Origin of the sequence: Candidatus Poriferisodalis sp. (assembly GCF_965208895.1) — a bacterium.
GTDB lineage: Bacteria > Actinomycetota > Acidimicrobiia > Acidimicrobiales > Poriferisodalaceae > Poriferisodalis.
Genome location: NZ_OZ242363.1, coordinates 2,990,829 through 3,011,732 on the forward strand (window position 1 = coordinate 2,990,829; position 20,904 = coordinate 3,011,732).

Below are 20,904 nucleotides of genomic sequence, written 5' to 3' on the forward strand. Positions count from 1 at the left end.
CTGACAACCTGTCTGTCATCGCGGATCAGTCTATCCGGCCTTTGAACTAGGCACGTATTGAGTTCATGATACTTGCGCGGTCGTCTGGCGACCGTCGGAGGTAACGGACTGCTGCTCCGGCTGCGAGCGCGACGGTGATGAACGCTATGCCTGTCTGGTTCAGGATCAGGGCGATGGCTGCGCCGGCGATTGTTGCTGGGATGCTGAACCAAGCGCGTACCCATCTGATGAGGCGTCTTCGGGCGCTTCAGGTTTCCGCGTGGGGTAGCGCTGTGAGGGTCCCGCCAAACGCGTTCTGGAATCGAGGCGTTCGCGTTCCGAGAACAGCGAACTTGGAATTATCACCGCAGTTCAGGGGACTGCCACGGAACTCGCACATGCCCCGGACCCGGCGATGTCAAGAAGTTCGTTGAGTAGTGCACTGCCCCAGGTGAGCAGGGACAGGCCGTCGTGTTGCTGTACTTGGGCGGGGTCGAAGGTGACGGCGCAGGGCGAGTCGTCGAGGTGCAGGAGCCATGCTCCATCGATGTCAGGGTGTGGGCTCAGGCGTTGTGCGCACGGCGTGATCGCCATCAGCGCGTCTTTGAGGCCGCTGAGGTCCATGGCGGGGTGCAGCGGTTCGGTGTGGCGCGGCACTGCGTCGAGGTCTGCGAGCTTGACCGGGGAGGCCATGGCTTGGCGGTTCATCTGTTCGATCTCGTGGACGGCGAGGTCAGGGGTGATCTGGCCCAGGGCGGCTCGCTGGATGGCTGATTCCATCGACGCCAGCACCGGTTGTGCGTTGCCGACGATGGTGGTGAACCAGCTCAGGCGGTCCTCGATGCGCCGCAAGATGTCGTCCTCGACCGTGCCTTTGTAGGACAGGTTCGTGACCTCCACACGGGGCTGGCCTCCGATGCGGTCGACACGGCCGATGCGCTGCTCGACGCGCATGAAGTTCCACGGCAGGTCGTAGTTGATGACCCGGGCGCATGTCTGCAGGTTCAGGCCTTCCGACATCGAGTCGGTGCCCAGCATGATCCGCACGTCATCGCCTTGGCGGAACAGTTCCTTGACGCGCTCCTTCGAGATGACTGCCCAGTCGCCAGCGTCGGGGTCCCACCGCTCGCCCCGCCCGCCGTAGTAGCACACGATCCCTGAGCCGTAGAAGACCCGCAAGCGATCGCGCAGATAGCGCAGCGTGTCGGCGTACTGGGTGAACACCACCACGCTTCGATGTCCGCCCATGAAGCTCGATTCGAGCAGCTCGTACAGCAGGCTCGTCTTGGGCTCGTCGGGCGGCAGTTTGCTCAGTTCGTCGATGAAGCTCGCCAGCTCAGCCAGTTCGTCGGCCAAGTGTTCGCTGACTGTCGCAGCCGCCATGTCGTCCCAGTCGGCATCGACGGACTCCGGGCCCCACGCTGACGCGGCATCCGCACCGCCCAGGGCTGCCGACGAGGCAGCCGTGCCGTTGCCGGCTGGAGCGTTGGACTCCTGAGATGACATCAGGTCGTCGTCGTCGACGAATGCCCCCAGTTGGCGGCGACCCTGAAGCACGTCTCGCCGCCGTTCGAGCGAGCAGCGCACCGCGTGAAAGCTTGACGTGAGCCGCCGCCGGTAGACGGTCATGATGAAGCCCAAGGGCCGCCGGTGGCCACGGTCGGCCAAGTAGGCGTCGTAGTGGCGCTTGATGTAGCTGTCGATGCGGCCGTAGAGCGTCTCGGCCTGCTGACCCAGATCGCACGACTCGTGCGTCACCGTGCGCTCGGGAACCACTGACCCTTCGGGCAGCACGCCCTCGGCTTGGTACGTGCGCAGTGTTGCCCGTGTGGTTCGGAACACCCGGTCGCGCACCGGTGTGCTGGCCCGCAGCCAAGCGTCCCAGCACGATTCCTGATCCTTCGTCAGGTCTCGCGTCGAGTTCTTTGTGTACGGCCGCTTGTGGAACTCGATGATGCGCTTCGCCGCGACGAGGCGAAGTTGCTGCGTCATCTCGGCAACGAGCGTGGGGTCAGCATCGGCTACTGCGAAGTGCCCAGCCAGCATCCTGCGAAGGAACTGCCAGTCACGGTCGGCGAATTCGGCACCGAACTCGCCGAAGTACCGCTCCATGCGCTCCGCCGAATCGCTCCACGGCGAGGGAAGGCCGAAGAGCTGCAGCAGGTCCCAGATGTCGTGGGTGCTCATCTGCATCGGTGTGGCAGATGCCAGCAGCAGCACCTGCCACATGCCCGCACGTTTCATCGCCGTCAGCGTGGCCAGCATCTGGTTCGGCGAGTCCGACGCCTTGGCGCCCCGCCTGCGGGCGTGATGTGCTTCGTCCACGAACACGAGATCCCAAGCGGCGCCCTCGATCAGCGCCGCACGTTGTTCCCGCCGTCGAGCGAGATGAGAGGATGCCAGCAGCACCGGCGCGGACCTCCACGCGCTCTCGCCGGATGCCGCGGCCTTGTGACGTCTGCCGTCAGCCCACACCAAATCGCCGCTGTCCAGCCGTGGGATGTCCAGCAGGAACTTCTCGCTGAGTTCCTCCTGCCACTGGATCAGCACCGAAGCGGGAACCAGCAGCAACGCAGTGCGGAGACGGCCCGACAGCAGCAGCTCCCGCAGCACCAAACCGGTCTCGATCGTCTTGCCCAGCCCGACCTCATCGGCCAGCAGGTACGAACGCGGCCATGTCTCGGTGATGCGCCGCGCGATGGAGAGCTGATGCGGCCACGGCTCGACGGCTGCCGAGACCAGTCCGACACCAGAGCACGTGCCCGGCGCCGCGCGGATCGCGTCCAGATGCTCGAGCTCGGAAGGGGTCAGCAAGGCTGGCGGCTCCAGCGGGTCGCGCGGCGGCGGAGTCCAACCGGGCGACACGAGCTGCACCAGCCGGTCCCGCACCGCTTGGGGCAACGGCACAGTCCGCCATGAGGCCCCAGTCGCCGCATGCTCATCGCCGTCGCCTGAAGGCGGGTGGCCGCTCCACAGCTCGTCGAATTCTCTTGCCAGCGGCTCGCCGTATTCCGCCCAAGTCTCGGCACGCCACGACCGGTACACGCTGAACGACTCGAAATTGTGCTGCCAGCCAGAAGCCGACTCGTTGATGCTGCCGGTGAACGCCACTCGGTTGCCCGCATCGTCAGCCAGCACGCCGAACTTGGCGTGGAAGTAGCGCTGCCCTGCATCAGCACCGGCCAACGGAACGCCGCTCGGGTCGCACGGCACGCCGATCCGGATCTGAAGACGCCCCTGCTGCACCAGCCAAGCGATCACCCCGAAACGGTGGTAAGCGATTTCGTCGGCACTCAAGGCGCGATCCAGCTCGCCACTGAGACTGCGAGCCACAACGTCGGCCAAGGGCGCGTTGCCCAGCAACGCGTCACGATCAGCTTCGGACAACTGCGCGCCCACCAGCAGCCTGATGGCGCCATTGTTGCCGACGAATCGCGCCAGCCCTGCGGCTGCCGACATGAACGCCGACGACGAGAAGTATCCCGCCACCCGGTCATACGTCGACGCCTGCTGCAAGACTGGCACGTAGAACGTGTTCAGCGGATCGTCGAGCGAGTCGTAACGGGGTCGCAGACTCAGCCCGACGAAACCGTCCTCAGTCATTCGCCATGCCCGGCAGCGACGGTGCCTCGATGACAACCTCCATCGGGTCGGGCGGAAGTTCGATGTTCTCGAAGTAGGTCGTCACGAGCGAGTGCAGGTGCCCGGCCTCGGGGACGTTCCATTCTCCTTGATGCTTGGTGTTCGGAAGCGCGCGCACGAACGCCTGCAGGCACGACCCGAATGCAGGGTTCTCGGTGAGTTCGCGTTCGTCCAGCCACCGCTTTGCTGCCCCCGCACCGTCTTGCGCAGTGATGTACGCCGCGGTGTGGATTGCGTCCACCCACACCTCGACGGCCGTGCGGGAGCGATCGATACCCGGCAGGTGAGCGTCCGTCTCTCGGCGCAGACGAAGCCGCGGCTCAGTCAAGCTCACCGTGCCCTTCGTTGCGCTGACCAGCTTCGCGTTGACGACATCGTCAAGATCGAGATCGCTGACGGACAAGGCCAGCTTCCGAGCCTCGTCGTAGGGAAACTCACGGGCACCGAACGTGCTCCACGCCAACAACGTGAAGTCGGTGAGTGGGTCGAATTCGATGTCGCGGCCCACCAACCGCATCCGCTCGCGACGCAGCACCTCGCCTCGGGCGACATCCAGCGCTTCTTCTGGCCGCAACAGCCGAGACTGCCCGGTGGTCTCGTCAGCCTCCGCGGCATACACCGGCCACCGCGAGGACAGCACCGACAACGCAGGGCCGTACGTGGACAGCAACAGATCCACGCCCACGAGACCCTGCGCGTGCCCACGCTCAAGCGCAGCGCCCGAAACATCACGTATTTCCGCAGCGATGTCGTCGAGGTACACGGTGTCACCGCTGGCCGTGCTGCCGACACGCTTGCGGCAACTCAAGAACACCGTCGACTTGACTGCGTTCTGACGGGCTTGGTGGAGCGACTGCTCACTCTCCGTGTGAACCGGCCAAGACGCGCGAATCTCGAACCCGGCCTGCAACAATGCCGTGCCAAGCGAATCCCACGCGTCAGCTCGCTTGTGAGTGAACATCACGGTCATGACTCCATTAGGAGCGAGCACGCGGTGACACTCGGCGAAGATAGCTCTCATTTTCGCCGTGTAGTCATGATCGGCCAATGACTTAGCCCGTCTGCCCGCATGGCTAAAGCGCGCCTTGTTGGTGACTGCTTCGTCATCCTTGTTGGTGAGTTGATCTACAAAGAGATCGGGCCACAACCCTCCCAGCGTCCGCTTGTGCCAGACATAGAAATAGTCCGCCAACTCGGCGTACATGACGTTGTCGTAGTACGGTGGGTCGATGCACACGAGAGTTTGCGACTCGTCAGCCAGCGAAGTCAAGTTTCCCCCGTTCTCACGGGTAACGGCAACGGTTGTGGCTGCTGCTCCAGTATTTCCGAGAGTGGCACCCTCATTGACAGGATGAAATGGCGTTGTGAGGCCTACGTACGCTCTCATTACACCGCGTTGAAAACTCCACTGGAACAAATCAGTTCCACTCTCGAACTCGGCAAAGGCGTGCTTAAACGCAAAGTTGTGTGAGTCAAAGACAGAGCGAGTTACTTCGCGGCCCGCGTGCCATGAACAGAGCCGAGCGTTGTAGTTGACGGCTTTGCCGAGGATCATTGCAAGCAATGCCAATACGGCATCCGCCCGATCTTGCTTACCCAGATCGTCGCGCACCTCGGGAATCAGCTTGCGAAATTCCTCAACGAAAGTGCCATGGACAAGTAGTTGCCGCGGTGTGAACATATCTCGCCAGCGCGTCATCCCGTAGTTGTGTGGTTCATCCGTCTTGTTACCGAACGGGATGGCTTCCGTGGGAAGCACATCATCGCGCTCCCACTTCGGCAACAACTGCTCCAACTCGGCCTCCGCGGCGGCAAGGGCGTCGAGGTCCACTTCGGTTGGCGCGCGATAGCTGCGGCCCTTCGCCGAGCGGATCGCGACTGCGTATAGCATTTCGCCCATCCGTCCCGCTCGGGCTTCGTCCTTGATGTAGTCGCTGTCGATCACCAAGTGATCCCAGGGCGAGACCGCCTTTCCGCGTGACCACGTGCCTGCCTTCTTGGTATCGAATTGTGCCGCAGTCCCCTCGACGATCTCAAATTCTGGTTCGTCAAGAATGTTGGCGGATCGCTCTGTGACCAGTCGCGCCGCAACCGGTGTGTTGCCGCGGCGCAAGGCCCAATCACCCACCAGAGGCACCCTCTTGCCCGTACGCGGACAGACCACTGTCCGGGCGAATATGTAGTTTGTTACTTGTTCCTCTGGCAGCGACGGAAAATAGCTTTGGAGCCGCGTCTGTAGGCGCCTGACGAGCATCGAACCGCAGCGCTGCAAGTCTCCAACGATTTCGTCACCGAAGTATGTTGGAAACTCGACGGCCGAGCGCAGAATGGAAGCCGCAACTGGGTTGAGATCATTCGCGTGGGCATGTAGCCGATAACGCACCGCTTGGTATGGAATTGAGCCGCCTCCTGCCGTCGGGTCGAGCAGCGTCGGCACGCGATTCCATGTGTATCGGAGTACCTCATGAAGGAGATTAACGTTGCCTGCGTCGGGCGAGTTCTTGAATGCCTGCTTGTAACCGAATGGGTTGTGCTTCAGTGTCGTGCCTGCGGCTTTGGCTGCGTCAGAGCTTCGCTTCGCTGCCACCGGATTTCCCCAGATGCCGCAGAGGTGCAGAAACCAAAGTCGATATGCCTCTGGCGTAGACAGGTCCTCTTGGTCATCAAACTGGCTAGCGAGTGTTGGGGACCACGTAGGCAAGAGACTCGCAAGAATGGCTCCAGCGCTTGCGACCAGCGGCCGTCTGGCCCACCACACATGCAGCGCAAAGAGTGGCGGCAAGTCCATAGCGACAGCGCGTTCGCGCACTGATTCGATGCCAAGCTCGGCGACCGGAAACCAGTCCTCGATCAGCAGTCGGGGTCGGCCGCTTTCAGTCATCGGCTAGCAGCAGCCGCAGTGCCCGCAGTGCCCGTCCGCGCTCGGGGCCGGTTGTTCGTGCATACCAGTACAGCGCTTCTTCGGGCGACAGGGCATCCACGCCGTCGACGATCGCCCGCCGTCGTTGCGGCCTCGCCACCGGCAGTGATGCGCAGACCGTCAGAGCCAGCCGCACTCCGGGGCCTTGCTGCAGATTGAAGGGTCGGCATCGTCGCGGTGAGACGGACGTGGGCGGGTAGCCGGACGCTTCGACCGCTTCGACCACCGTCCGTCTGAATTGAGTGGCGCGTGCTGCATCGACCTTCGCCACCGCCTCGGTGGTGTTGTTGAACGTCTCGCAGAGACGGAAGCCCCAGTCGTCGCCGGCGTGCGTCGGCTGCAGCCGCAGCTCGAAACGACGTTCGCGCATGCTCGGCACCCTCACTGTTTTGCTCCGGCCGATGCTCTATGCGACGGTTCGGCTTCGATGCGCAGGGCACCGGGGTTGTTGTTGGCGACTACTGATCGGAACTGTTCCCAGTCGCTCCCGTCTACCGCTATCGGTGATGGCGGTGTCAGTCTCATGGTGAGCGTCCCGCCCACTGCACTGCCGAGATCGGCGAGTGTCAGCAGTGCTCGCTCGATGTGGCGCCAGCCAGCGATGCCGCCCGCGAGCCCAGCGCCGACCGCGCCTTCGAGCCCGCCGAACTCGACTTCGAGTGATGCCTCGATCATGCATTCGAAGCGCGGAAGTTGGGATGCGCAGTAGCCCAGGGCTCGAAGGTTGGCAGTGCCTTGGCCAGCCTCGGCGCTCGCTGTGATGGTCAGCGAGGCGACCTCGTCGACACCGCCATCAGCAACGGCGTCGCGGAGCTTGCCGAGTGTGACACCGGCCGTCTCGCCCTCGACCGAGATTCGGCGGTGCTCGTCGGGTGGCGGCTTGGCGGGCCGGGAGGGGATGAACACGAACAGGGCGTCCAGCTCGGTTGCTGCGATGTCGGCTGTCGGCATCGGATCGGGAGCCGCTTCGGAACTCGGGGCAACAAGGGAGACCGTGACGTGCCGGCCGTCGCGCACCGCGTCCGCGAGGGCCGACAGCACTTCTGCTTTGGGCGGTTCGCCGCCGAGTGCTGTAGTGAGTTCGCGGCGCAGGCTCGCTCCGTCGACCGGACCTGTGGCGGCGGTCACGATTGCGCCGATCGCATCCCAGTCGACTCGCTTGCGCAGCAGGTTCAGCTCGGCAGCCCGAGCGGGCGTGTAGAGCAGGGTGTCGGCGGAGGTGCGGACGCTTGGCGGCGGGTCGTCTTTGCCCCAGGCCCGCCCTGCTTCCGGGTCGAAGTACACCCAGGTGCCGTTGCGGACGCCTGCCGCGATGGCCTGAGTGAGCAAGCTGGCGCTCAGCACGATCTTCTGGCGGTGGTCGCGCCACGGCAGCGCGGCCAGTTCCGCGGTGGTGATCTCGGTGCGGACCTTGCCGAAGCCGCTGGCGTTCGCCAGCAGGTCGGTCGGCGGCGGTGTGTCGGTGATCTTGCCGTGGCTTCGCAGCGCTTCGACGATCACCGAGGTCTGGGATCCCTTCGGCATCTTTCCATAGTCGCTGTACGGCAATTGCAGATGTCGCAGGTGACTGTTCGCGGGCGCGTTCTCGGGCCAGTACAGGTGTGCATACGCCCGTGTGACCGCGATGCGCGATTCGAGTTCAGCGTTTTGCGCCAAGCGCCGCAACGCCTTGGCGACCTGCGTGTCGAACTGGCCGAGGCGCTCTGAATCGCCGGTGATGCGCTTGGCTGCGAGCTCGAACCGGACTCGGCCGCGCATCGGCTCCACTTCGTCGGCGTCTGCCACCAACGTCACGATCGAATTGCGATTGGTCCTGTTCTGTTCGTTGGTGCCGTACCGGTGGGCCACATCGACCACTTCTTCGGGGATCGTGCTGGCTGCCGTCGCGGTCACGGTCAGGTCCTCGTGGGAGAACACGACCAGGTGCAACTGCTGCGCGTCGGGCACGTCGGCGGGCCCGGTCGGGGAATGCACTGCCTTGGTCGGGCCGTCGCTGGCGAAGAGGATGCGGATGCGCCGATCCAGTTCCTCGGTGACGTCGGAGTTCAAGACGTTGGCCACCTCGCTGGCGATGATGCGATTGGCGTTGGGTTCCACCTGAAACCGCCACCGGGCGCCGTCATAGGTCAGGTGCCAAGCGACGCGGCTGGTTGCTTCCAATGCAGCGTCGACCGCGTCGGGGCTGTCGCCCGGCGCGAGCGTGCCCGCGTACAGGTCTGGGCCGGACGCGCCCGGCTGCGCCCCGCCCACAACGCTGTTGCAGAACGCTGCGCGGCAGGCGCGTGTGGCGAGCCGCTCGGTCGGCCATCGTTCCTTGTCGACTGACGCGGCGTGGCTGGTGTCGGCGGCGAAGTCGGCCTCGGCGGGACCGTCGAGGGCTTCGCGCCCGATCGAAGTCGTGATGGCCGACCTGACAGTCAGATTGTTGAGCGGGAGATCGCCGAGGTTGATGACGGGCGTGTCGGTGTCAGTTCGCCACAGCGCAGCAACCGTCTCTGCCAGCATCTTCAGTGCGCCGCGGGCACGCTGAAACCCCGGCATGGGGCCGATCCGCTTGTCGAGACAGTCGATCAGCGCCGGATGGAACGGGTAGGCGGTGCGCAGGCGCTCGGCATAGCTCGCCGGGTCGTCGGTGGCCGAGCCGCCCACCGTCACGCCTTGTTCCGCCAGCGTGGCGTACAGCTGCCGGTAGGCCCGCTCTGCTGCTCGAGCAGAGCGCTCGTCGACCTCTGCGAACAGTCGCCGACGCAGGATGAAACCGATCTCGTCGTCCTCCGCTGGCCGGCCTACGGCGCCCTTCGGGCGTTCCATGACGTCGTGAGCCTCGCTGAGCATCTGCTGGGCCTCGGCTTCAAGCAGCGCCTTCGCGACCTCGGCAGTCTCGGCTTCGAACGCCTCGGTGCCGGTGGCCAACGTGACGATGATGCGCGCCCGCGGCGCCGCGGTCGCCGCTTCGAACAGCACTTTGAGCCCTGCGATGGTCTGGGCAGCCTGATTGCGGGACTGCTCGCTGCCCGACGTGGCCAGCAGCCGCAGATGCTGGGCGATCTCGTCGATCACGATCACCGTCGGGCGGTCGCCGATGATGTCCAGCCAGACCTGCTTGCCGATGGCCGTGCGAGCCGCATCGCTCTCCTGCACGGCGCTCCATGCATCGGTGCCAAGCTGGCGGGCGATCTCTCCCCACAAGGTGAACGTGGTGACTCCATCGGTTGTGAGACCGTTGATCGGGTCGAGGCTGTCGCCCACCACCGCTGCCACAGCGCACTCGTCGGGCAGCAGCACCGGGTCGATGAACTCGTCGAGATTGGACGGCCGAGCGCCGCTGGCCAAGTGCCACAAGGCGATCAGGCCATGCGTCTTCCCGCCGCCGAAGCTGGTCTCATAGCGGTACACCGCGTGCTCGGCGCTGGGCGCCGCGCTGGCATTGCCTGACATGCGAGCGAACGTCCCCGCCAGCAGTTCGCGCAGGCCGTTCGTCGGGTGCGTGATCTTGAAGAACGAGTCAGGGTCGGCATAGTCGTGATAGCCGACGGCACCGCGGACCACCTGGTCCAGTTGGGCAGCGAAGTGCTTGTCGACAAGGCCCCCGCGCAGCACATCCTCGCGAGGCACGCAGGTCTCGACCACGCTGGGGAGTACCGCCATAGACCGGCGAGGTTAGAACCTGGGCGCGACACGAACCGCCTCCGCCCCGCCGACGGTCGTCGCCACTCGCGTCCGCTGTCAGCACACTCCGAAGAGCGAGGCGGGCCGATGGGTGCGACCGGGCAATTGCGCCGGTTCAGCCCATGCCGTTGGCAAGCACGGCGCGGCCGTTGGCGGTGGCCGCCAAGCGAATGCCCACGACGGCTTGGTAGTCGTCGGATTCGTACGCAGCTTGTGCGGCTTCCATGGTGGGGTACTCGATGACCACCGTCTGCGCTCCGGCGCCGCCTTCCTTGAGGACCGATGCCGGGTCGAGTACCAAGAGCTTGCCGCCGCCCGCCATGATGGGCGCTGCGTTGCGCTGGTAGTCCTTGTACTTGTCGGGATCGACGACGTCGTAGTTCGCAATGAGGTATGCAGGCATCGGCCCGGTCTAGCAGGCCATCCGAAGCGCTGCGAGGCCAGCGGCAGCGTGGCCCTGGCCGTTGGTGAGCGATCCGGCGTCGGGATCGGCAGGCTGTAGCGGTGCCGCACCGGGACATGATCGTGATCGGGGCCGGTCCCGCCGGTGCGGCGGCGGCCATGCGGGCTGCGGGTGCGGGCATCAAGGTGACCGCGTTCGAGAAGGCCCCCGCCGGACGCGACAAGGTGTGCGGCGACGGCCTGACGCCGAGAGCGGTCGCGGTACTTGACGAACTGGGCGTCTCGCTCGACGAGGCGCACCGCATCGCCGGGCTGCGGATGATCGCCGGACGGCAGGTTCGCGAGCTGGACTGGCCGGCGAATGGCCAGTTCGGGCCCTATGGAGCGGTGTGGCCCCGGCGCCGGCTGGACAGCGCGCTGTGCGACGGTGCTGTTTCTGCGGGAGCCGAGCTCTGCTTCGGCACCGAGGCGATGCCGATCCTCGAAGACGGCGCAGCGGTGGGGGTCATCGCCGGCGGCGAGCGCTGGACTGCCGATCTCGTGGTGCTGGCCGCCGGTGCCCAAGGCCAGGCCGCCCGGATGCTGGGTGCGCTGCGCGACCCTGACGAGCCGTTCGGCCTTGCCATTCGCACCTATGCGGAGACTCCCCGCCACGCCGAGGAATACCTCGAGGCCTGCTTGACGCTGCGCGACGGTGAGGGCACTGCCGTGCCTGGCTACGGCTGGCTGTTCCCCGCTGGCGACGGCACGGTCAACATCGGCGTCGGGGCGCTCAACACGATGAAGGGCTTCGCGAAGCTGAACCTGAACCGGCTGTGCGACAGCTACCGGGACCTGGTGGCCGAGAGCTGGCAGCTCGGCCCGTACCTCGAACGCCCGCGTGCGTGGCGCCTGCCGATGAGCGCCACCAAGCGTCACGGCCCCGGCTGGGTGGCCATCGGCGACGCAGCGGGGCTGATCAACCCGATGAACGGCGAGGGCATCGACTACGGCCTTGAGACCGGCATTCTCGCCGCCGATCTGTTCGCGGAGGATCCGTCCGCGGTTGCGGACACCTATGACCGCATCGTGGCCGAGAAGTTCGACGCATTCCTGCGTACCGGCCGACGGTTCTCGTTTCTCATCGGCCATCCCCGCATTCTGCGAGCAGGCCTGCGAATGGCGGTCGGCACCGACGCCATCGCCCGCCTCACCTTGCAGGTGATGGGCAACCTTATCGACAACGAAACGCCAGGTACCGCCGGCCGGGTGCTCGCTGCCGCCGATCGCACCCTCGCCGCCGCGTCGCCCACCCTGCGACGCCTCCACCAGCGCCGCACTGCTCGTACTTCCGCCTCCCGCAGGGCTGCTGCGGCTGAGTCAATCTCGACTGACGACGCTTGAGGGCGAGAGTCCCAGCGCAGCGCCACTACGGTTGCCTCCCGTGACTGCTGTGCTGTTGGACGGCCAGGCGCTGGCCGACCAGATCAAGGACGACCTTCGAATCCGGATTGCCCAGGAGGGCCTGGCGCCGGGGCTCGGCACGATCCTCGTCGGCGACGATCCGGCGTCGCACAGCTATGTGGGCGCCAAGATCCGTGACTGCAGCGAGGTGGGCATTTCCTCGATTCACGAAGAGCTTCCCGCCGACCTCACCCAAGCCGAGCTGGATGCGGTCATCGAACGGTTCAACGCCGATCCGGCTGTGCATGCCTACATCGTTCAACTGCCGCTGCCGCGTCAGCTCAACGAGGAAGCGGCACTGCTGGCCATCGACCCCGACAAGGACGCCGACGGGCTGCATCCGGTGAATCTGGGCCGGCTCGTGATGGGCGTGGACGGTCCGCTGCCCTGTACGCCCCGTGGCATCCAGGTCATGCTCGAGCACTACGGCGTGCCGGTGGAGGGTCGTCACGTGGTCGTCGTGGGCCGCGGCCTCACGATCGGCCGCCCAATGGCGCTGCTGATGGCGCTGAAGCGACCGGTCGCCAACGCGGCGGTCACCGTCGTGCACACCGGCGTGGCCGATCTGGGCGCTTACACCCGCCAGGCCGACATCGTCATCGCCGCAGCCGGCGTGCCCGGCTTGGTCACGCCCGACATGGTGAAACCCGGCGCAGCGGTAGTCGGCGGCGGCATCACCCGTGAGGGCCGCAAGATTCTGTCCGACGTGGACTCCTCGGTCGGCGAGGTGGCCGGCTGGGTGACCCCCCGCCTCGGCGGCGTCGGTCCGATGACCCGCGCCATGTTGCTCGCGAACACCGTCGACGCCGCTGCTGCATCCGGCTGAACCGCGGTCGCGTTGAGCCGTCCGAAGTTGCTCGATCGACGCGACGGCAACGCGAGTGCAGCTGCCGCATTGCCGCGCTAGAAACGCCCGCAGCCGGGGCACCTGCTCGGCGCGTCGAACCAGGAGAGTGCAGTGAACGATCCCGTACGAGTTGCTGTCACCGGGGCCGCGGGCCAGATCGGCTACAGCCTGCTGTTCCGGATCGCCTCGGGCGCCATGCTCGGCCCCGATCAGCCAGTCGAGCTGCGGATGCTGGAGATTCCCCCGGCGATGGGTGCGCTCGACGGCGTGATGATGGAGCTCGACGACTGCGCCTTCCCGCTGCTGGCGTCCCGCACCGGCACTTCGGACCCGAATGAGGCGTTCGAAGGCGCCGACTACGCGCTGCTGGTGGGTTCGATGCCGCGCAAGGCGGGCATGGAGCGCAGCGACCTGCTGGAAGCCAACGGCGGAATCTTCACTGTGCAGGGCAAGGCGCTCAGCGACTCGGCCAACCCCAGCGTGCGAGTGCTCGTGGTGGGCAACCCGGCCAACACCAACTGCCTGATCGCCATGCGCAACGCCCCGAACATCGCCGACGGGCAGTTCACGGCCATGACCCGGCTGGACCACAACCGGGCCATCGCACAGCTGGCCAACAAGGCCGCCATGTCAGTGAACGACGTGACCCGCATGACGATCTGGGGCAATCACTCCGCCACCCAGTACCCAGACATCTTCCACGCCGAAGTCGGCGGCCACAACGCGGCGGCGCTGGTGGACGACCAGGCATGGCTGGAAGACGACTTCATCCCCACGGTGCAGCAGCGCGGCGCAGCAATCATCAACGCTCGGGGAGCGTCCTCGGCGGCGTCGGCCGCGTCGGCCGCGGTGGATCACATGCGCGACTGGTCCTGCGACACGCCCGGTGGCGACTGGGTGTCGATGGGCATCGGTTCCACCGGCGACTACGGCGCCCCCGAGGGCATCATCACCTCGTACCCCGTCACGGTCTCAGGCGGCCAGTACCACGTCGTGACCGGCCTCGAGCTCGACGAATTCAGCCGCTCCCGCATCGAGGCCTCCTGGGCCGAACTCGTCGAAGAGCGCGACGCCGTCGCAGGCATGGGTCTCCTCGGCTGAGCCACATGGGCTAGTTCGTGCCTGTTCCGGGCGGTGAGTCCTGTATCGGGTCGGAGTTGGTGGTGCTGCGCAGGTCGGACCAGATCTGCGCGAGTGCGTCGGTGGAGCGGCCGGTGCGCAACCTGTAGAGGGAATGCGGGGAGACGCCGTGGTCGGCTGCAGCCTGCTGAGCAGCCAGAGCGAACCCGCGCGGGTCGTCGACCAAGTCGGCGAGTTCACCGGCCATGAGCCGGCGGAAGAGCGCCAGCTGTGCGTCGGCATCGGCAGCCAGACGTTCTGCGAGCTGCTTGACATCGGCGCGCAGCCGATCGTCAAGCAGGTCCAGCAGCGCGTCGACCAGACCGCCACCGGCGTCGACGAATTCGACTGCAGTCTCGGACGAGACCCTCAAGGCCTTGACCAGTGAGGCAGGGTTGCTCATGCCCGCCGCTGTCAGCGCGTCCGCGGCGGCGAGTTCCCAAACCTTGCGACTCGTCAGGTGGAAGCGCGCGGCATGCATCCGCAGATAGTCGGCGTGCTTCAGCTTGAAGCGCAGTGACGGCTCGCTTCGACCCACCGGGTCGAAGCACACCACGAATCCCTCTGAATCTTGCCCCCGGTTTCCCTGCTTTGTCGCAGTGACCGCATCAGCGAACGACAGACGATGCACCTTCGCCATCGGCCCGGGCCAATCGAAGTCGTGACTCGCCAGGTCGCCGAGTGCGAGGTCGGCACCGGTTTCGATGTCGATGGCCGCGACGAGCACGAGATCGCGCCGCTCGCCATAGTCCACGATGATTCGACACGCAGGGCTGATGATCTCGAACAGCGGAGTGATTCCGCATGGGAACATCGCATCGGAGTACCTCTCGCCGAGGATCCGGTTCGCTTCGGCGCCTTGCGTGGACGTCAGCGACCCGCGGGTGCACAGGCGCGAACTGCCGTCGGGCGCCACGTAGCCGATGCCGAGCACCCCGTCGAGCTTCTCGCAGACTCGCATCGCCCAGCGACCCTCCGACGTGTCGGGGACCATCGGTGCGGCAGGTTCCCCGGGATAGAAGAACTTCGGAAACGGGCGGGCCACAACCCGACCGTCTCCGTCCACGACGAGTCCGCGACAGGTCATCGTGACCTCGGTCCATGCAGCGTCGGCTTGGCACTTCTTCGTGTAGTTCAGAATGCGCAGACCTTCATGGCAGCGTTCGCGCACCAGCCCGTCACGAATGGCCGCACGCAGTTCGCGGGCAGGCACCAAGTCATCGATATGCATGGGCAGGAGTTTTTCGCGGCAGGCGTGCGCGCCCAAAGGGATTTCTGCTGGCGTATCGACCTGTCGGATTCACGTCAGCTGGACATGGTGAACGGTGATGCCGAGGTTCGGTGACCGCATGAGCCGACCGTCGGCGGTCAGCAGCGGCGCATCGAGAAGCTCCGCCAGGGCGACGTACAGCGCGTCGTATGCACTGACGTTGTGCCGATGCTTCCACGCGGTGACCACCAGGCGACGGTGGGGGACGCGTCTGATCGGAACAGCCTCAAGGTCCCGAAGCAGAGTCTCGGCACGGCTAGCCGACACCATCTCGCTACGGAGACGGGTGCTCAGAGCTGCAGGCTGCGAATCGGTATTTCTTGGGTGCGAGCCGCGTCTGTGAGGGGTTCATTCTCGTTGGCCTGCGCGCAGCAGATCTCCGCATCCAGAAAGCGAGCGGCTGCCAGTGCTTCGAGTGAGAGCAGGTTGAGGCGGGCCCCGTCCCGTACGAGTTCGCCCATCGGCCAGCCGACCGTGCGAAGCGATACCAGCTCGATGGATGCCGGCAGTTCGATGACAGCGGCAATGACTTCGGCTGCGACTTCGGGCGACACGTCTCCGAGCCGGCGAGACATCGAGCCGACGACAGCTTGCCCCGCGAGTGCACGGCAGAGACGGTGGTACCACAGCCCCGTCGTGGCGACGATGCCGCCTCGGGGCCGCAACTCGCCGGGCTCCTCGCCGAGCAGCATCCTCAACAGGATGTGGTCGTCCACGAGGACGCCTGAGCTCATGGAAGATGCGGGCTCATGCGAGATCGGGCTCGCTGGCGGCGACGCGGCGTGCGAGCGACTCGTAACCACCGGCCTCCTCGAGAGCCTCACCCAGCATCGACCGCAATCCGCCTCGGCCGGCCGGCACCACCACCACTGCAGCGCCGAGATCGGCGATCTCGACTGCTCCTCCCGCAGCAATTCCCCACCGACGGCGTGTCTCAGCGGGCAGCGCCATTTGACCTCGTTCCGAAACCCGGTAGTGCGCAACAGCCATTACCCGAGTTTACAAGGCAACCATGTTTATCTACAAATCTGCATGGCAACGTCGCTGGGCGCAGTGCGCCAGCGATGAGTGCCGGTACCGAGAGATTCATCGGACGAGTCTGACGCGCCCGACCTGCGCGATCGCAGTGGTTTTTCGGGCGCGCGATCCGTGCGCCGGGTTCAGGGTGTGGGTCCGTAGGTGTAGCGGCCTATGGCATTCAGCGTGCGCTGGCGCAGCGAGTTGCAGCTTCCGATGCGGATGATGAGCGGTTCGTTTGCGATCATGGCGAAGGTCAGCACGTCGCCGTTGGCAGCGGTGCTGACGCCGGCGATGGCCGAGCTGTCGTTCAGCTGACCTCCCTTGGCGAAGACCGTGTTCGTGGGACCGTTCCCGTTGGCGGGAGTCTGCGGGCCGCAGCTTTGAAGCGTTGGCGTGCGCCCTGCGATCGACAGCGAGTCCACGAAGCGGGAATCGGCGCCCGCGAGCAGCAGCAAGCGCACCGCCGCCTCGCAGCTCATGCGATTGTGGACCGACAGCCCTGAACCGTCCACGAGCACGATCTCGGCGGCTGCTGTTCCCAAGACATTGGCGAGCGCGGCAGTTGCTGCCGCCACCGAGGCCGCCCGTGACGAGTCGCCGCCGAGCCGGCCGATCTGCTTGAGCAGCATCTCCGCCGGCGTGTTCTCCGAGTAGCGCAGTATCCGTACCAGCATCTCAGCGACCGTTGGTGAGGTGATGCTGCCCAGATCGGTCGAGTCGTTTGCCGCCGGGGCGCTGCCCGACCGTGGTCGGTGCCGGATCACCACGCCGCGTGCTTCGAGCAGGTCGTCGAAGTTCGACGCGGCTGCTTGGACTGAATCGGTGCTGCGGGTGTGGCTTCGCCGGTTGACGGCGTAGGGCGAGTAGCCGTCGTTGATGATCAAGCCCGACAACACGCCCACGAAGTTCTGCGACAGGTACGACTGCTTCCAGATCGGCGGCGTCTCCGACGTTGCGCCGGGCGGGTAGTGCGTCGTGTAGTTCTGCTCGCCGTCGGCGAACCATGATCCGTCCCCGACAACCGCACCGTCGATCGTGTCGATGCCGAGAGCGTCGAGTGTCTCCATGACGCTGTCCGCCAGCTCGGTCACATCGGTGTAGGGGCGGGCATCGGCGATGCGATTGATGTACCCAGGGGTAGCCAGCACCGGGTCGCCACCGCCGATCAGGTAGAGGTCGCCTCGAAGCACGCCGTCGCGCACCGCAGCGAGCGCACTGGCATCCGCAACCACTTGTGTCGTGAACGTCGCGTCGGCGCCCAGTTCGCTCAGCGCTGCAGTGACGGTCGCGAGCTTGGCGAGCGACGCTGGCAGCAGCGGTGTGTTGGCCCCGTGTTCGAAGACCGGTTCGCCGTTGAGATACAACGACATGCACATGTCCTCAGGCGCGGCGCTGGAACGCAGCGCGGCCGAGAATTCGGCGGCCAGCCGCTGCTGCGAGGCTGGCGTGCTCTCATCGGGCGGGTTGGCTGTGTCGCCGGGTGGACTGGGGTCTTCGCCTGATGCGATCGCAGTCGCGATGGTGCCCACCGCGGTTGCGGTTTCCCAGCGATCAGCGCCGTGGACGCGGGTCATGTCGCGGCCCGCCAGCTTGACGTCGGACACTGCTGCTGGACCGCCGACCACGTAGCCGCCAGTCGCCGCTGTGGCGAGTCTGCGGAGCTGGTTCTGCGGAAACGGTTCGTCGCGGGCCCCGGCGAGAACGATGCAGCTTTTTTCTGCCAGTACGCCGACGAGCGTCACCGCCGAGTAGATGTCGGACTGTGCATCGGCGTCCGACGCGACGATCACTGGCACGGCGTCGGTGCAGTCGCCGAGCACCTCGGGCGGCGGCAGCACCGGCGCCGCAGCGGACGAAGACGTCTGCGCGCCCGCTGGACGCGGAATCGGCACGCCAAGTGCGGCCAGCAGCACGACTACTGCTGCGACTGCCGCGCCGCGTTGACCGAGTCTTGGCGCGTTCATCTCACTCTGCCCTCGTCGCTCGTGCCCGTTGGTCTGATGGTTCCGGCCGTCAGTGGTGCCGGCTGTGTTCGGTGGTTCCGTCGCTTGTCGGTGGCGGCTGTGTTTGATGGTTCCGTCGCTTGTCGGTGCCGGTTGTGCTTGATGGTTCCGGCACTCACTAGTGCCGGAACTGCCGCTCGCCGGTGAACAGCATGGCGAGGCCGAGTTCGTTGGCGCGGGCAATGACGTCGTCGTCTCGCAAGGCGCCACCGGGTTGCACCACTACGGCCACACCGGCTTCAGCAGCGGCCTCGACGCCGTCACCGAAGGGGTAGAACGCATCGCTGGCGCAGGCACCGCCCACCGCCCGGCCGTTGGCCTTCGCAGCGGCGAGCCGGCCTGATTCCACACGATTCTGCTGGCCCGCACCGATGCCCCACGCCGTGCGGTCGCGCGCCAGCACGATCGCATTCGACGTCACGTGCCCGCAGACCCGCCATGCAAAGCGGGCATCGGCGAGCTCGGTTGCCGTCGGGTTGCGCTGGGTGACCACCTGCCAGTCTTCGGGCGCTGAAGCAAACGCATGCGGCGACTGCACCAGCCAGCCGCCGTTGATCTGCCGCAGCGAAGTGCCGGCTTCATCAGGCCGGGGCGCCTCCAGCACCCGGGTGTTGCGCCGCTTCGCCTCGATGCGCTCTACGACGCCGTTCTCGTAGCCGGGCGCGATGATCAGGTCGGCTTGTGCCGCCGTCTCGATGCGCTCGACCGTGTCGAGATCGACGATCTGATTGAACGCCACGATCCCGCCGAACGCCGAGCGGGCGTCGCAGTCGTAGGCACGCTGGTACACGTCGGCAAGATCGCCGCCGGCAGCCGCTCCGCACGGGTTCGCGTGCTTCACGATCACGACCGCTGCCGAACCCTCGGCGTCGCCGAGATCGTGCACGATCCGCCACGCCGCATCGGCGTCGAAAAAGTTCAGATAGCTCAGCGCCAGCCCACCGTGCTGGTAAGCGTGATCCCACCAAGTCAGCTCGCCGACCGGCCGGTACCGGGCTCCGAGATGGTGCGGGTTCTCGCCGTAGCGACACTCGTCCACCCGTTCCAGCGCCAGGTGCACCGTCGGCGGCAGGGGAGTGGGCTCGTCAGATTCGCCGGCCCCCGGCGCGGGCTCGCCGCCGCCGCTGACCGGCTCGTCCAGCCAGCTCACGATCGCCGCGTCGTACGCCGCGGTATGGGCGAAGGCCGCACGCGCCAGCCGCCGCCGCGTCGCAGCGCTCAGCGCACCTGCGGTAGACAGCTCGGCCAGCACCGGCTCGTAGTCGGCCGAGTCCACCACTACGCCGACGCCACCAGCGTCGTCACCGTGATTCTTCGCGGCAGCCCGCACCATCGCCGGCCCGCCGATGTCGATCAGCTCGGGACCCGGATCGGACCGGAACGGATACAGGTTGCACACCACCAAGTCGATGGCCGCAATGTCGTGCTCCGACAATGACGCCAAGTGAGCGGGCTTCGACCGATCCGCCAGGATCCCGCCGTGGATGCGGGGATGCAGCGTCTTCACCCGCCCGTCGAGCATTTCGGGGCTGCCGGTCACGTCTTCGGTTGCAAGCACCGGCACCCCGGCATCGGCCAACGCGCCGGCCGTCCCGCCGCTCGACACGATCTCCCACCCGAGGCCTGACAACCGGGTCGCGAAGTCGACCACGCCAGTCTTGTCCCACACTGAGATCAACGCCCTCATCCCGCACCCTTCTTCGCCATCGACCATGTGTCGCTGCGCGGAGACGGCCGACTTCGGTTTCGACATTCTGCGGGCAGGCATGCCGGTTGCGACGGCATTCGAGCGATGTGCACCTGCGGGGCGCTGCACCCGAGTGTGCCCAGCACTGGTGGACTCGTGGTGTGTGATGCAGCGATCACATGCGCCCGCCGCGCTCTTGTCCGGCGCGCTGCTCGCCCAGAAATGCCGCAATCGTCGCCGGGTAGAGCTCGCGCTCCGCCTTCTTGATGCGTTCGTGCAGCGTTGTCTCGTCGTCGCCCGCTAGCACCGGCACAGCTCGCTGCGCCAAGACCGGGCCGGCGTCCACCTCGGGAATCGCTACGTGCACGGTGCAGCCCGACTCGGCGGCCCCGGCATCCAACGCGTCACGCACGGCATGCCAGCCCGGGAACGCCGGCAGCAATGACGGATGGGTGTTCAGCACCCGTCCCCGGTAGCGGCCGTCGCCCCATTCGAAGAACGATGCGTCCAGCACCGTGCCGAAGCCGGCCATCGCCACCACGTCGACGCCTCGCCCCCCCAGCACGGCGGCCAGCTCGCAGCTGTAGCCCTCCCGGTCGAAGCGCCGCCGGCCCAAGTCACTGACCCCACCGGCTGCGCTGTCGTGATCGGCCGCGCTGTGCCCGTCGATCACGCTGTCCTCGCCCGTCCCGCGCATCGTCCATTCGCATCGCGCCACCAAGACCGTCTCGATCCCTGCATCGGCCGCAACTCCCAGACCACGGCACGGACGGTCGGCACCGACGAGGTCCACGGGCAGCCCGCCGCCGAGCATCGCTTCGAGGATCGAACCGGTTCCTGAGACCAGTACCGCCAGGCGCACGCCGCCGAAGCTACGCGCCGCGCCCGGCGACAGCGCGGTCC

15 protein-coding genes are annotated in these 20,904 nt (G+C 66.2%); 3 read left to right on the forward strand and 12 right to left on the reverse strand.

Annotation, left to right across the window (positions count from 1 at the left end):
• Window positions 1-351: 351 nt before the first annotated feature.
• The 5 genes from ACOGJB_RS13485 to ACOGJB_RS13505 all read right to left on the reverse strand — a co-directional run bounded on the left by ACOGJB_RS13485 (window position 352) and on the right by ACOGJB_RS13505 (window position 10,613).
• Window positions 352-3,582: a DEAD/DEAH box helicase gene (locus ACOGJB_RS13485; protein WP_419837619.1), complete on the reverse strand. Its 3,231-nt coding sequence runs from the start codon at window positions 3,580-3,582 to the stop codon at window positions 352-354.
• Window positions 3,575-6,502 carry a DUF1156 domain-containing protein gene (locus ACOGJB_RS13490; RefSeq protein ID WP_419837620.1) on the reverse strand — a complete coding sequence of 976 codons (2,928 nt, stop codon included), beginning with the start codon at window positions 6,500-6,502 and terminating at the stop codon, window positions 3,575-3,577. Before ACOGJB_RS13490 ends, ACOGJB_RS13485 begins: the two co-directional genes overlap by 8 nt.
• Window positions 6,495-6,911, reverse strand: a complete 417-nt coding sequence (locus tag ACOGJB_RS13495) for a DUF7680 family protein (protein WP_419837621.1) — start codon at window positions 6,909-6,911, stop codon at window positions 6,495-6,497. Before ACOGJB_RS13495 ends, ACOGJB_RS13490 begins: the two co-directional genes overlap by 8 nt.
• 11 nt (window positions 6,912-6,922) lie before the next feature.
• Window positions 6,923-10,189 carry a DUF499 domain-containing protein gene (locus tag ACOGJB_RS13500; protein WP_419837622.1) on the reverse strand — a complete coding sequence of 1,089 codons (3,267 nt, stop codon included), beginning with the start codon at window positions 10,187-10,189 and terminating at the stop codon, window positions 6,923-6,925.
• Between the two features lie 136 nt (window positions 10,190-10,325).
• The gene (locus ACOGJB_RS13505; RefSeq protein ID WP_419837623.1) at window positions 10,326-10,613 is read right to left on the reverse strand and encodes a DUF1330 domain-containing protein; all 288 of its coding nucleotides are present in this window, start codon (window positions 10,611-10,613) and stop codon (window positions 10,326-10,328) included.
• Between the two features lie 101 nt (window positions 10,614-10,714).
• On the opposite strand from ACOGJB_RS13505, the gene ACOGJB_RS13510 reads away from it, so the two are divergent.
• The 3 genes from ACOGJB_RS13510 to ACOGJB_RS13520 all read left to right on the forward strand — a co-directional run bounded on the left by ACOGJB_RS13510 (window position 10,715) and on the right by ACOGJB_RS13520 (window position 14,003).
• Window positions 10,715-11,995 carry an NAD(P)/FAD-dependent oxidoreductase gene (locus tag ACOGJB_RS13510; RefSeq protein WP_419837624.1) on the forward strand — a complete coding sequence of 427 codons (1,281 nt, stop codon included), beginning with the start codon at window positions 10,715-10,717 and terminating at the stop codon, window positions 11,993-11,995.
• A 40-nt stretch (window positions 11,996-12,035) separates the two neighbouring features.
• Window positions 12,036-12,881 carry a bifunctional 5,10-methylenetetrahydrofolate dehydrogenase/5,10-methenyltetrahydrofolate cyclohydrolase gene (locus ACOGJB_RS13515; protein WP_419837625.1) on the forward strand — a complete coding sequence of 282 codons (846 nt, stop codon included), beginning with the start codon at window positions 12,036-12,038 and terminating at the stop codon, window positions 12,879-12,881.
• A 132-nt stretch (window positions 12,882-13,013) separates the two neighbouring features.
• Window positions 13,014-14,003, forward strand: coding sequence for a malate dehydrogenase (locus ACOGJB_RS13520; protein WP_419837626.1), 990 nt, complete (start codon window positions 13,014-13,016; stop codon window positions 14,001-14,003).
• Between the two features lie 10 nt (window positions 14,004-14,013).
• Here ACOGJB_RS13520 and ACOGJB_RS13525 read toward each other — a convergent pair whose 3' ends face one another.
• From ACOGJB_RS13525 to purN, 7 genes are all read right to left on the reverse strand, one after another.
• Window positions 14,014-15,252, reverse strand: coding sequence for an RNA ligase (locus tag ACOGJB_RS13525; RefSeq protein WP_419837627.1), 1,239 nt, complete (start codon window positions 15,250-15,252; stop codon window positions 14,014-14,016).
• A gap of 69 nt (window positions 15,253-15,321) precedes the next feature.
• Complete coding sequence (locus tag ACOGJB_RS13530; RefSeq protein WP_419837628.1) at window positions 15,322-15,561, reverse strand: type II toxin-antitoxin system VapC family toxin; 240 nt, start codon at window positions 15,559-15,561, stop codon at window positions 15,322-15,324.
• A gap of 20 nt (window positions 15,562-15,581) precedes the next feature.
• A complete protein-coding gene (locus ACOGJB_RS13535) occupies window positions 15,582-16,025 on the reverse strand; it encodes a hypothetical protein (protein ID WP_419837629.1) in 444 nt (147 codons plus the stop codon).
• A 13-nt stretch (window positions 16,026-16,038) separates the two neighbouring features.
• The gene (locus ACOGJB_RS13540; RefSeq protein ID WP_419837630.1) at window positions 16,039-16,281 is read right to left on the reverse strand and encodes an AbrB/MazE/SpoVT family DNA-binding domain-containing protein; all 243 of its coding nucleotides are present in this window, start codon (window positions 16,279-16,281) and stop codon (window positions 16,039-16,041) included.
• Window positions 16,282-16,451: 170 nt separating this feature from the next.
• On the reverse strand, window positions 16,452-18,275 hold the full coding sequence (locus tag ACOGJB_RS13545) for a D-alanyl-D-alanine carboxypeptidase/D-alanyl-D-alanine-endopeptidase (RefSeq protein ID WP_419837631.1): 1,824 nt from the start codon (window positions 18,273-18,275) through the stop codon (window positions 16,452-16,454).
• 157 nt (window positions 18,276-18,432) lie between these two features.
• On the reverse strand, window positions 18,433-20,001 hold the full coding sequence (gene purH / locus ACOGJB_RS13550) for a bifunctional phosphoribosylaminoimidazolecarboxamide formyltransferase/IMP cyclohydrolase (protein ID WP_419837632.1): 1,569 nt from the start codon (window positions 19,999-20,001) through the stop codon (window positions 18,433-18,435).
• Between the two features lie 175 nt (window positions 20,002-20,176).
• Complete coding sequence (gene purN, locus ACOGJB_RS13555) at window positions 20,177-20,863, reverse strand: phosphoribosylglycinamide formyltransferase (RefSeq protein ID WP_419837633.1); 687 nt, start codon at window positions 20,861-20,863, stop codon at window positions 20,177-20,179.
• Window positions 20,864-20,904 lie beyond the last annotated feature (41 nt).

Bases quoted from the DNA above. Each gene is read 5' to 3' on its own strand.
- ACOGJB_RS13485 (WP_419837619.1), bottom strand. From the start codon at position 3,582: ATGACTGAGGACGGTTTCGTCGGGCTGAGTCTGCGACCCCGTTACGAC.
- ACOGJB_RS13530 (WP_419837628.1), bottom strand. From the start codon at position 15,561: ATGGTGTCGGCTAGCCGTGCCGAGACTCTGCTTCGGGACCTTGAGGCT.
- ACOGJB_RS13495 (WP_419837621.1), bottom strand. From the start codon at position 6,911: ATGCGCGAACGTCGTTTCGAGCTGCGGCTGCAGCCGACGCACGCCGGC.
- ACOGJB_RS13505 (WP_419837623.1), bottom strand. From the start codon at position 10,613: ATGCCTGCATACCTCATTGCGAACTACGACGTCGTCGATCCCGACAAG.
- ACOGJB_RS13500 (WP_419837622.1), bottom strand. From the start codon at position 10,189: ATGGCGGTACTCCCCAGCGTGGTCGAGACCTGCGTGCCTCGCGAGGAT.
- purH (WP_419837632.1), bottom strand. From the start codon at position 20,001: ATGAGGGCGTTGATCTCAGTGTGGGACAAGACTGGCGTGGTCGACTTC.
- ACOGJB_RS13545 (WP_419837631.1), bottom strand. From the start codon at position 18,275: ATGAACGCGCCAAGACTCGGTCAACGCGGCGCGGCAGTCGCAGCAGTA.
- ACOGJB_RS13525 (WP_419837627.1), bottom strand. From the start codon at position 15,252: ATGCATATCGATGACTTGGTGCCTGCCCGCGAACTGCGTGCGGCCATT.
- ACOGJB_RS13535 (WP_419837629.1), bottom strand. From the start codon at position 16,025: ATGAGCTCAGGCGTCCTCGTGGACGACCACATCCTGTTGAGGATGCTG.
- ACOGJB_RS13540 (WP_419837630.1), bottom strand. From the start codon at position 16,281: ATGGCTGTTGCGCACTACCGGGTTTCGGAACGAGGTCAAATGGCGCTG.
- ACOGJB_RS13490 (WP_419837620.1), bottom strand. From the start codon at position 6,502: ATGACTGAAAGCGGCCGACCCCGACTGCTGATCGAGGACTGGTTTCCG.